Origin of the sequence: Streptomyces sp. NPDC018693 (assembly GCF_044391385.1) — a bacterium.
Lineage (GTDB): Bacteria > Actinomycetota > Actinomycetes > Streptomycetales > Streptomycetaceae > Streptomyces.
On record NZ_JBIRZZ010000016.1, the window covers coordinates 62,471 to 72,026 of the forward strand.

At 73.7% G+C, this 9,556-nt stretch carries 11 protein-coding genes; 4 read left to right on the top strand and 7 right to left on the bottom strand.

The features are described 5' to 3' along the window. Nucleotide 1: 1 nt before the first annotated feature. Complete coding sequence (locus ACH5AC_RS31420; protein ID WP_398865640.1) at nt 2-352, bottom strand: YciI family protein; 351 nt, start codon at nt 350-352, stop codon at nt 2-4. A gap of 99 nt (nt 353-451) precedes the next feature. On the opposite strand from ACH5AC_RS31420, the gene ACH5AC_RS31425 reads away from it, so the two are divergent. Next, the gene (locus tag ACH5AC_RS31425) at nt 452-1,516 is read left to right on the top strand and encodes an acyl-CoA dehydrogenase family protein (protein WP_398865641.1); all 1,065 of its coding nucleotides are present in this window, start codon (nt 452-454) and stop codon (nt 1,514-1,516) included. A 20-nt stretch (nt 1,517-1,536) separates the two neighbouring features. On the opposite strand, the gene ACH5AC_RS31430 is transcribed toward ACH5AC_RS31425, so the two are convergent. From ACH5AC_RS31430 to ACH5AC_RS31440, 3 genes are all read right to left on the bottom strand, one after another. After that, nucleotides 1,537-1,704, bottom strand: coding sequence for a hypothetical protein (locus ACH5AC_RS31430; protein WP_398865642.1), 168 nt, complete (start codon nt 1,702-1,704; stop codon nt 1,537-1,539). Between the two features lie 94 nt (nt 1,705-1,798). Next, nucleotides 1,799-2,635, bottom strand: coding sequence for an SGNH/GDSL hydrolase family protein (locus ACH5AC_RS31435; RefSeq protein ID WP_398865643.1), 837 nt, complete (start codon nt 2,633-2,635; stop codon nt 1,799-1,801). Nucleotides 2,636-2,711: 76 nt separating this feature from the next. Continuing rightward, a complete protein-coding gene (locus ACH5AC_RS31440; protein WP_398865706.1) occupies nt 2,712-3,650 on the bottom strand; it encodes a LysR family transcriptional regulator in 939 nt (312 codons plus the stop codon). Nucleotides 3,651-3,718: 68 nt separating this feature from the next. Here ACH5AC_RS31440 and ACH5AC_RS31445 point away from each other — a divergent pair, with 68 nt between their 5' ends. Together ACH5AC_RS31445 and ACH5AC_RS31450 are read left to right on the top strand one after the other, a co-directional pair. Continuing rightward, nucleotides 3,719-4,414 carry a type 1 glutamine amidotransferase domain-containing protein gene (locus tag ACH5AC_RS31445; protein WP_398865644.1) on the top strand — a complete coding sequence of 232 codons (696 nt, stop codon included), beginning with the start codon at nt 3,719-3,721 and terminating at the stop codon, nt 4,412-4,414. 119 nt (nt 4,415-4,533) lie between these two features. Continuing rightward, nucleotides 4,534-4,974 carry an SPW repeat protein gene (locus ACH5AC_RS31450; RefSeq protein WP_398865645.1) on the top strand — a complete coding sequence of 147 codons (441 nt, stop codon included), beginning with the start codon at nt 4,534-4,536 and terminating at the stop codon, nt 4,972-4,974. Between the two features lie 289 nt (nt 4,975-5,263). On the opposite strand, the gene ACH5AC_RS31455 is transcribed toward ACH5AC_RS31450, so the two are convergent. Continuing rightward, nucleotides 5,264-6,040, bottom strand: a complete 777-nt coding sequence (locus ACH5AC_RS31455) for a GNAT family N-acetyltransferase (RefSeq protein ID WP_398865646.1) — start codon at nt 6,038-6,040, stop codon at nt 5,264-5,266. A gap of 169 nt (nt 6,041-6,209) precedes the next feature. Beyond that, on the bottom strand, nt 6,210-6,830 hold the full coding sequence (locus tag ACH5AC_RS31460; protein WP_398865647.1) for a chaplin: 621 nt from the start codon (nt 6,828-6,830) through the stop codon (nt 6,210-6,212). Between the two features lie 294 nt (nt 6,831-7,124). On the opposite strand from ACH5AC_RS31460, the gene ACH5AC_RS31465 reads away from it, so the two are divergent. Continuing rightward, entirely contained in the window at nt 7,125-8,711 is a 1,587-nt protein-coding gene (locus tag ACH5AC_RS31465) for an alpha/beta hydrolase (RefSeq protein ID WP_398865648.1), read from the top strand. Nucleotides 8,712-8,714: 3 nt separating this feature from the next. On the opposite strand, the gene ACH5AC_RS31470 is transcribed toward ACH5AC_RS31465, so the two are convergent. Continuing rightward, on the bottom strand, nt 8,715-9,494 hold the full coding sequence (locus ACH5AC_RS31470) for an alpha/beta fold hydrolase (RefSeq protein WP_398865649.1): 780 nt from the start codon (nt 9,492-9,494) through the stop codon (nt 8,715-8,717). Nucleotides 9,495-9,556: the final 62 nt, after the last annotated feature.

Consider the following 9,556-nt stretch of genomic DNA (forward strand, 5'->3'; position numbering starts at 1 on the left):
GTCAGTGCTCGGACGCGAAGGGCCGCACCTCGATGGGCAGGGTGGTGGCCAGGGCGGCCTTCCTGCCCCACTCCAGGGCCGCGTCCAGGTCGGGCGCCTCGATCAGGCACAGGCCGCCGAGGTACTCCTTGCCCTCGGCGTACGGGCCGTCGGTGACGAGTACGTCGCCGTCCTGCGGGCGGAGCATGGTGGCCGTCTCCGGGCCTGCCAGCCCGCCGGAGAAGACCCAGGCCCCGGCGTCGCGCAGTTCCTGGTTGAAGGCTTCGACGTCGCGCATGATCGCGGCGAGCTCGTCGGGGGGAGGCGGCTGCCCGCCGGTCGGCTGGACCACGCTGAGCAGGTAGTGCGTCATGACGTCCTCCTTGGCGTCGTGGGGGTTCTTCCACCTCCTACACGAACGGCACACCCGCGGATCGACACCGCACGCCTCGCGGGAGGAAAAATCTCGTCCATGAGCGCATCCGACGCCGCCGCACCGGCCACGCCGCCCCCGCCGCATCCGCTCGTCACCCGGGCGCGAAGACTCGCCGACGAGTTGCTGGCACCGCACGCCGAACGCGTCGACGCGGAGGGGGTGCCGGCCGGCCACATCGCGGAGGTGAAACGGTCGGGGCTGCTCGGGGTGGGCGCACCACGCGCGTACGGCGGGGCGGAGGCACCGGCCTCCGTGGCCCGGGAGACGGCGGAGATCCTCGCCGGGGCGTGCTGTTCGACCTGGTTCGTGCAGACCCAGCACCACACGCCGGTGCAGACACTGATGACGGGCGAGGGTCCGGTACGGGAGCGGCTGCTGGGCCCGCTGGCCCGTGGCGAGCTGCTGTCCGGGGTGGCGTACGCCCATCTGCGCGCCCATCCGCGTGTCCCGGTGCGTGTCACGAGGGAGCGCGGTGGCCGGCGCTTCGACGGCACGGTCCCCTGGTACACGGGGTGGGGCCTGAACGACGTACTGCTGCTGGCCGGGGTGACCACCGAGGACGAGGCGCTGTTCGCCTTCACTCAGGCGCGGGAGCAGCCGGGGCTGCGGGCGTCGGAGCCGATGCGGCTGGCGGCGCTCACCGCGGCCCGCACGGTGTCGCTGGAGCTGGACGGGTTGTGGCTGCCGGAGGAGGCGGTGGCGTTGCGCGCCCCGTACGAGCGGTGGGCGGCGGCGGACCGGGAGAAGTGGGTGAACGCCTCGCCCGCGGTGTTCGGGGTCGCCGAGGCGGCCCTGGCGCTGGTGGGCGAGGAGTCGGCGGCCCCGCTGCGGGCCCGTCTGGCCGAGGTCCGCGACCGTGCCTACGCCCTGGCCGACGCCCCGGACCCGGCGGAGCACCGGGCGGAGCGGCTGGCGCTGCGCATCCGGGCGTACGAGGTGCTGGCGGCGGCGACCACGGCTGCGGTGGTGGCGGGCGGCGGCCGCTCGCTGGCGCTGACGAGCAAGGCCCAGCGTCTCGCCCGCGAGGGCCTGTTCCTGCTGGTGCAGGGGCAGACCCCGCTGTCGCGCCGGGCCCATCTGGAGGCGCTCGGCGGCGGCTGACCGGCCGAGCGGCGCGGGGGTCACTCGTCGTCGCGCACCGCGACGACGACGAGGAAGGCGTCCTGCTTCAGGTCCATCACCACGGTCGCGCGCAGGCCCTCGGCGCGCAGTGCCGCCGCGTACTCCTCCGCCGGCCAGGAACCGCGCGGAGCCCCTGCCGGGAAACGCTCCACCACCTCCGTGCGCATGGCGGCCGCCACCTCCCCTGTCCCGGGCCGCCGGCCCGCTCCGGCGGCGCTCCTGTGGTTCCGCGTGCCCCGGATCGGCTCGGACATGTCGCATTCAGCCGGTTGCGGCGGGCCCTGGGCCCGGAGTGGCGGGGGTGTGTTCCGGGGGGAGTACGGGGAGCGGCTCGGGGCGCTTGGCGGTGCGGCCGTCGCCGGAGGAGCGGCCGAGCAGGCGGCGGCCGAGCCAGGGACCGAGGAAGGACGCGGCCCAGCGGGCCTCGGCCAGGCCGGCGCGCCATCCGGTCGGCGCGGGGTGGTCCGGGGTGGGCAGGGGGTGGGACCAGGAGTCGTCGCTGCCGGGGAGGGCCAGGGCGTGCGCGACGGCCGCGGCGATGCGCGCGTGGCCGAGCGGCCCGGCGTGCAGCCGGTCGGCGCTCCACAGGCGCCGGTCGGTGACGACGGGGTGGTGGGCGGTCTCGGCGACGACGACCCCGTGCCGCTGGGCGGCGTCCCTGATGCGGGCGTTGAGCGCGGTGACGCGGGGTGTGAGGGGGCGGGCGAGCGGGGTGACGCAACCGAGGTCGGGGAAGGTGAGCGTGGCGACCCGGGCGCCCTGTGCGGTCAGCGCGGCGAAGACGGCCTCCAGGTGGGCGGCGACCTCGTCGGCGTCGAAGCGCGGGCGCAGCAGGTCGTTGACTCCGGCGACGACGGTGGCCAGGTCGGGGCGCAGGGCGAGGGCGGGGGCGAGTTGCTCGGCGTGGACCTGGCCGGCGAGCCGGCCGCGGACGGCCAGGTTGGCGTACCGCACAGCGGGGTCGTGCCGGGCGAGGTGTTCGGCGAGGCGGTCGGCCCAGCCGCGCGGTCCGGTGCGGTCGTCGCCGTCGCCGAGCCCTTCCGTCTGGCTGTCGCCGAGGGCCACGTAGCGCGTGTAGCGGATGTCGGTGCCGTGCATGCCGGTCCAGTCCCCCTGCCGTCCCCATACTCAATTTTTTGAATAATCAGACAGCTTAGCCCTGCGGGCGGCGGTGTCACCAGGTGCGGGCGGTTCGCAGCAGCAGGTCCCGGACGCGGGACACGTCCGGGTTGTCGGCGGTGCCCGGGCGCTGGACCAGGAAGCCCGTGTTGATCGGCGGGTCCTCCGGCTCGTACAGCGCGACGAGCCCGCCGGTGGCCAGTTCGTCGAGGCAGAGATAGCGCGGCAGCACACCGAAGCCGGCGCCCGCGACCAGCGCCGACCGCACGCCGCGCAGGTCGGGCACGGTCACGGCGGCCGGGCAGGACAGCCGCCGGCCGAAGACGTGCCGCCAGTAGCGCCGGGCGATCGGCAGGTCCTCCGCGTAGGTGACCAGCGGGACGGAGTGCAGGGCGGCGGCCACGTCCTCGGCAGGCCGGCCGGCTGTTCGCTCGGCCCACACGGGTGCGGCGACCAGCACGAACTCCTCGTCCATCAGCGGCGTCGCGACCAGCGCGCGCCCGCGCGGGCGGGTGGTGGCGATGACCAGGTCGTGGCGGCCGGCCCGCAGCTCCGCCAGGAGCGGGTCGGTGAGGCCGGCGGCCACCCGCAGCCGTACGCCCTCGGCGACCAGCGGGGCCAGGGCGGGCAGGACACGGACACACAGCAGCTCGGCGGGTCCGGCGAGGTGCACGGGGTCCGCGCGCCGGCCGCCGGTCGCCGGGGCGGGGCCGGCCACGGCGGCGAGGTCGTCGAGCGGTGCGGCGACGCGGGCGGCGAGTTCGTCGGCGACCGGCGTGGGGGTGACACCGCGCGGCAGCCGCTGGAACAGCTCGCGGCCGGTCTGCCGCTCCAGGGTGCGCATCTGCGTGGTGACCGTGGGCTGCGACAGGCCGAGCAGCTGCGCCGCTCCGGTGAACGAGCCGGAGCGGTAGACCGCGAGGAAGGTGCGCAGCAGGTTCAGATCGAGGTTCGCGTGACCGTCCACCGTCCCCAGTATTCCGTCGGAACCCATAAGGAAACCAATGGCAGCCATTGGAATCCTCATTGGCGGCCTATGGACGACGCACCTAGCTTGGACGCATGAGCAAGATTCTCTTCGTGATGACCGGCGTCGACTTCTGGACGCTGAACGACGGAACCAAGCACCCCACCGGCTTCTGGGCCGAGGAGGCCGTCACCCCCTACCGGGCGTTCAAGGACGCCGGTCACGAGGTCGTCGTGGCCACCCCGGGCGGAGTGGTGCCGACCGTGGACCGCGGCAGCCTGGCCGCCGAGGTCAACGGCGGGCCGGAGGGCGCCGAGCGGATCGAGCGGGAGCTCGCCGCGATGACCGAGCTGCGGCAGCCGCTGCGCCTGGAGGATGTGGACCTCGCCGACTACGCGGCCGTGTTCTACCCCGGCGGGCACGGCCCGATGGAGGACCTCGCCACCGACGCCGTCTCGGGCCGGCTGCTCGTGGACGCGCTGGCCTCCGGCATGCCGCTCGGCGTGGTGTGCCACGGCCCCGCCGCCCTGCTGGCGGCGGTCCGGGAGGACGGCTCCCACGCGTTCGCGGGCTATCGGGTCGCCGCGTTCACCAACGCCGAGGAGATCCAGGGCGGTCTCGCGGCCAAGGCGAAGTGGCTGCTCGAGGACCGGCTGACCGAGGCGGGCGTGGAGGTGCGGCCGGCCGAGGCGTGGGCGCCGCACGTGGTGGTCGACCGCACGCTGGTCACCGGCCAGAACCCGGCCTCCTCGGCCCCGCTCGCGGCCGAGCTGCTCAAGCGGCTCGGCTGACCCGCCTCTTCTGTCCCACCTCTACACATAAAGGTGAAATAAGAGCAAAATAAGCATGCGCGGTATGTGCCGCACACCGCTTCAGACGGCGGTGGCCTGCTAGTCAAAGGAGACGAGTCATGGCCGACGTCTCGCGTACCAGGGGTGACATGGCGACTCACCCTGACGCCTATGAAATGCGGGAACGGTACGCCCGCATGCTCGGTGGTCGTGATGTGGCACTCGTGGACGGACCGGTGTTCCTGCTCGGTCTGTACTGCGCGGTGTCCCCGTGGGTACTCCACTACACGACCAGCCAGCCCCCGCTGGTCACCCACAACCTCATCATCGGCATCGCGATCGGTCTGCTCGCCCTCGGCTTCACCCGGGCTCCGGAGCGCATGTACGGCCTGAGCTGGGCGATGGGCGCCGTCGGCGTGTGGATGATCATCGCACCGTGGGTCGTGGGCGACAGCCCGGACACCGGCGTGGCACTCAACAACATCATCATCGGTGCCCTCGCGGTGATCCTGGGGCTGATGTGCGCCGGCACGGCGGCGAAGACCACGCCGAAGCCGTAACTCCCCCTCGGACAGGCGATCCGGCCCGGTCGGCCCGCACGCGGCGGGCCCGCCGGGCCGTCGGCGTCATCCGGTGGGGCCGGGCCCGCCGCCACGGTTCCCCCGTGCGTACGGCAGGCCCGTCGCCTCGACCGTGCGTCCCGTACGGGAGAGTCCAGGACACGTCGGGAGGCGATCCCCCTCGGGCGGTGGCGACGTGCGCCCCACAGGATCAGCGTGCCGTCCCCGCGGCCCGGCCGCATGGGGCCGAACGGCCCCTACCGGGAGGGGCATACGGCTGCCGTCGTGCTCACGGCACATGGATGTGGGGCGTCGTCGTGCTCAGCGGTGCGAAGCCGAGGCGTTCGAGGATGGGGCGGCTCTGGTCGGAGGCGTCGACCTGGAGATAGCGGTAGCCGCGTTCGGCGGCGACGCGGGCGCGGTGGGCGATCAGCGCGCGGTAGATGCCCCGGCCGCGCCAGCCGTCGACGGTGCCGCCGCCCCACAGGCCGGCGAACCGCGCGCCGGGGACCAGCTCCATCCGCGCGGAGCTGACCGGCGCCTCCCCGGCCAGCGCGACGAGGGCGACGGTCGCGCCGGGGTCGTCGGCCAGGCGGTCGAGCAGCAGCTCACGCAGCCAGGAGGCGTCCTTCCCGAACGCCTTCCGGTGCGCCTCGGCCACCAGATCGACGCCCGCCCGGTCGGTCACGGGGACGATCCGGACGCCCTCGGGCGGTTCGACGTGCGGGGACAGGGCCTCGCTCTCGCCGACCATCAGCGTCTCCTCGGGCTCGGCCGTGAAGCCGGCCGCCAGCAGCCGCCGGGCCAGGTCCGCCGGGCGGTCATGGCCGTACACCTTCCACTCGAACTCCAGACCGAGCCCGGTGAAGTAGGCGACCTGTTCGGCGATCGCCGCCTCGGCGTCGGACGCGTCGAGGCCGGACCAGACGACACCGTTCCAGCCGCCTGCGGGGGCGACCTGGCGGACCACGGCACCGGTTCGCTCGACGCGGGCGCCGGGGCTGTCGGGGCGGGCGCCTTCGCGCATCTCCCGGTCGTAGAGGGCGAGAACCGCGGCATGATCCATGCGGGCCACTCCAGCACCATGGCCCGCCCCACGACAACGCAATTACGCCGGGTCCCACGCGCAGGTGCGGCAGGATCGCGCGGGTCATCTCCGCCGTCGGGCCCGAGTCGGGCAGGCCCCGGCTCCGCCGCACGTTCGCTGCGCCGGAAGCCGCGATCGGGCCCCGGCCTCAACAGGGTCCCGGACGTCGGAAGCGGCGGTAGAGGATCGCGCCGCCCAGGATCAGGGCAGTGCTGCCCAGCAGGGCGGGGAGGGCGGTGTCGGCGCCCGTGCGGGCCAGGGTGCGGGTGGCGCGGGGTTCCGGGAGGGAGACCGGGCCCGGCTCGGCCTTCGGGAGAGCGGCGGTGGGGACTGTCGGGGGACGAGGGGCGGGAGGCGCGGGGATGGGCGGTTCCTCGCCGGGTGTGTGCGCGGACCCGTTGCCGGTGGCCGGGTTTCGCACGCCCACGATGTCGGCGGTGTTGCCGCTGACGTCGACCGGCAGGTCGACGGGGAGCTGGATGCCGTTGCCGGAGGCCAGGCCGGGTGAGTGGGCGGCCTCGGTGTCCGCCCAGGCGCCGCCGACCTCGGACCTCCCCTCGTCGGCGCAGGCCGTGCCGATGGCGGGGTTCAGTACCCCGATCACGTCGGCCGTGTTTCCGCAGACGGTGACCGGCAGGTTCACCGGGAGCCGGACGCTGTTCCCTGAGATCGCGCCGGGAGAGCCGGTCGCGGATCCGTCCGTCGAGGCGTCGGCGTGTGCCGGCGTCGTCAGGGCCACCGCACCCGAGGCGGCGGCGCAGGCGATCATCCCGATTCGGGCTACCCGTCTCATAGGTCCTGCCTTCCAGACATGGTCGCGGGCAGTCGCCCGCACCGATAAAACGCGGCCGAACCACGCAAGTTATGGCCTACCGGCCCTTCACCCCATCAAGCGACATGATCATCGAACTGGTGTCAAAACCGTCGAATAGCCACCGAGGGTGCGCAGGGTAGAGGGCCGTCGGCCCGGCCGCACGTCCAGAGGCGGGCCCGGTACGAGCCCCCTATCGTGTTCGAGGGCGCCGATTCCCGAGCGACGGCGGGGCGCCTCCTGGAGGCACTGATGCTGGCCATGCTGTCGACACGCACCGCGCCCCGGCGCTGCGCGTGCGCCGCGGCGGCCGCGCTGACCCTGCTCGGCGCGGGACTGCCGATGGCGGCCACGGGCCGGGACGGCGACGGACCGCCCGGGCTCTCCCGCTTCTACGACCAGAAGATCCAGTGGTCGGCCTGCGAGGGCGAGGCGATGCCCGACGATCTGCAGTGCGCGAAGCTGACCGTCCCCCTGGACTACAACCGGCCCACGAAGGGCACGCTCGACCTGGCGCTCGCCCGCTACCGGGCCACCGGCGACCGGCGGGGCTCGGTGGTGCTGAACTTCGGCGGGCCCGGTGGCCCCGGGGTACCCGAACTCGCCTACGGCGGCAAGGAGTTCATGGAGCTCACCGACCACTACGACGTGGTCTCCTTCGACCCGCGCGGGGTCGGCCGCTCCTCCCCCGTCAGCTGCGGCGACGGCGAGGAGGCGTTCGCCGCGCCCGACGAGGAGACGGTCGACCTCTCCGACCCCCGTGCCGTGCTGGAACGGCTGAAGGCGGCGGCCTCCGAGTGCGTCGAGCACTCCGGGCCGGTGCTGCCGTACATCGGCACGGTGCACGCCTCCCGCGACCTCGACGTGATGCGCGCGGCGCTCGGCGACAGGAAGCTCAACTACCTCGGTTTCTCCTACGGCACCCGGCTCGGCGCGGTGTACGCGGCGCAGTTTCCCGACCGGGTGGGCCGGCTGGCGCTGGACGGCGTGGACACCCTGACCGAGCCGCTGGCCGAGCAGGGCCTGGTGGGGGCGGCGGGGCAGCAGAAGGCGCTGGACGACTTCGTCACCTGGTGCACCGAGGACATCGCGTGTCCGTTCGGGACGGATCCGCGCACGGCCCGCGAGGCCGTCGTACGGCTGGTGCGCTCCCTGGACGAGGATCCGCTGCCGACCGGCTTCGGTGAGCCGTTCAGCGGGCAGGACCTGGTCGGCGCCATCGGGCAGGGGCTCTACAGCAGGAAGTGGTGGCCGTCCCTGCAGCGGGCCCTGGCCCGGCTCGTGGAGGAGGGCGACGCCAGCGGGGTGATGGCCTTCGCCACGGGCGGCGCCGCGCCGCCGCCGCAGGACACGCCGAGCCCGGGCGCGCTGGTCGACGAGGAGGAGGTGCCCCTCGACAACCTCCCCGCGGCGCTGATGGCGATCAACTGCGCGGACGATCCGGACCGCCCCGGCGCCGAGCGGATCACCGCGGAGCTGCGCCGGCTGCGCGCCCGGTACGAGGCGGCGTCGCCGGTGTTCGGGCGGTACCGCCTGGCCCAGGTGCTGACGTGCTACGGCCGCCCCGCGGGCACGGACTTCATCCGGGACAAGGTCAAGGACCTCGACACGCCGAAGATGCTGCTGGTCGGCACCCGGGGCGATCCGGCGACGCCGTACCGCTGGACCGTGGAGACGGCCGAGCGGCTCGGACCGCCGGCCGTGGTGCTGGACAACAAGGGTCAGGGGCACACCGGTTACGGGTCCTCCAAGTGCGTGCACCGCAAGGTGAACGACTTCCTGATGTACGGCTCCCTGCCGCCGAACGGCAGTTCCTGCGGGCCCGAGGAGGAGCGGTGAGGTTCAGGCGCGCCCGGTGACGAACGCGTCGATGGCGGCGGTCAGTTCGGCCGGCTTCTCCACGGGGAGTTCATGGCCTGCGTCGAGCACACGGACCGTGGCGTCCGGGTACGCCTTGGCCATCCGGAGCATCTGCTTCAGCGGCAGCTGGATGTCGTGGTAGCCGTGGATCATCAGGGTGGGCGTGCCGATCCGGCCCACCCGGTCGAGGACGTCGAAGGCCCGCATGGCGCCGTAGAGGGTCATGACGACCTCGCGCGGGGTGTCCGCGGACGCCTTGATGTACTCCCGGATCTCCTCGCGGGGGTAGCCGGGTGCGAAGGCGCGCTGGATGTTGGCGGCGACGAACAGCTTGAACGGGGCGAGGGTGGAGACGGCCATGAGCAGGGCGCGCGGCCGGCTGTAGGCCATCCGGCCGATGGAGTTGACCAGCACCATGCGCTCGACGCGTTCCGGGTGGGCGAGGGCGATGGTCTGGGAGATCATCCCGCCCATCGAGTGCCCGACGATCACGAAGCGCTCGATCTTGAGGTGGTCGAGGAGGGCGAGGACGTCCTTCGCCAGTTCGTCGATGGTCTTCACGCCCGCGCCGGTGCTCTCGCCGTGGCCGCGCAGGTCGAGCCGCACCACCCGGCGCCGCTCGGCGAAGTGGGCGAGCTGGTGGTCCCAGCGGTGCCGGTTCGCCGTCCAGCCGTGCACGAACACCAGGGGGACCCCGCCGCCGTCGCGGGGGCCCTCGTCGTCGTACGTCAGTGCCGCTCCGTCGACGTCGAGCTGTGGCATGGGGCCTCCTGCGGTGGGCTGCGGTGGGTTACTGACGCGTACGGTAACCGGCCGTGCGGGTC

What these genes read in the sequence shown, in the direction of transcription:
- ACH5AC_RS31420 (WP_398865640.1), bottom strand. Translation starts at nt 352, where the DNA reads ATGACGCACTACCTGCTCAGCGTGGTCCAGCCGACCGGCGGGCAGCCG.
- ACH5AC_RS31425 (WP_398865641.1), top strand. Translation starts at nt 452, where the DNA reads ATGAGCGCATCCGACGCCGCCGCACCGGCCACGCCGCCCCCGCCGCAT.
- ACH5AC_RS31430 (WP_398865642.1), bottom strand. Translation starts at nt 1,704, where the DNA reads ATGCGCACGGAGGTGGTGGAGCGTTTCCCGGCAGGGGCTCCGCGCGGT.
- ACH5AC_RS31435 (WP_398865643.1), bottom strand. Translation starts at nt 2,635, where the DNA reads ATGCACGGCACCGACATCCGCTACACGCGCTACGTGGCCCTCGGCGAC.
- ACH5AC_RS31440 (WP_398865706.1), bottom strand. Translation starts at nt 3,650, where the DNA reads ATGGGTTCCGACGGAATACTGGGGACGGTGGACGGTCACGCGAACCTC.
- ACH5AC_RS31445 (WP_398865644.1), top strand. Translation starts at nt 3,719, where the DNA reads ATGAGCAAGATTCTCTTCGTGATGACCGGCGTCGACTTCTGGACGCTG.
- ACH5AC_RS31450 (WP_398865645.1), top strand. Translation starts at nt 4,534, where the DNA reads ATGGCCGACGTCTCGCGTACCAGGGGTGACATGGCGACTCACCCTGAC.
- ACH5AC_RS31455 (WP_398865646.1), bottom strand. Translation starts at nt 6,040, where the DNA reads ATGGATCATGCCGCGGTTCTCGCCCTCTACGACCGGGAGATGCGCGAA.
- ACH5AC_RS31460 (WP_398865647.1), bottom strand. Translation starts at nt 6,830, where the DNA reads ATGATCGCCTGCGCCGCCGCCTCGGGTGCGGTGGCCCTGACGACGCCG.
- ACH5AC_RS31465 (WP_398865648.1), top strand. Translation starts at nt 7,125, where the DNA reads ATGCTGGCCATGCTGTCGACACGCACCGCGCCCCGGCGCTGCGCGTGC.
- ACH5AC_RS31470 (WP_398865649.1), bottom strand. Translation starts at nt 9,494, where the DNA reads ATGCCACAGCTCGACGTCGACGGAGCGGCACTGACGTACGACGACGAG.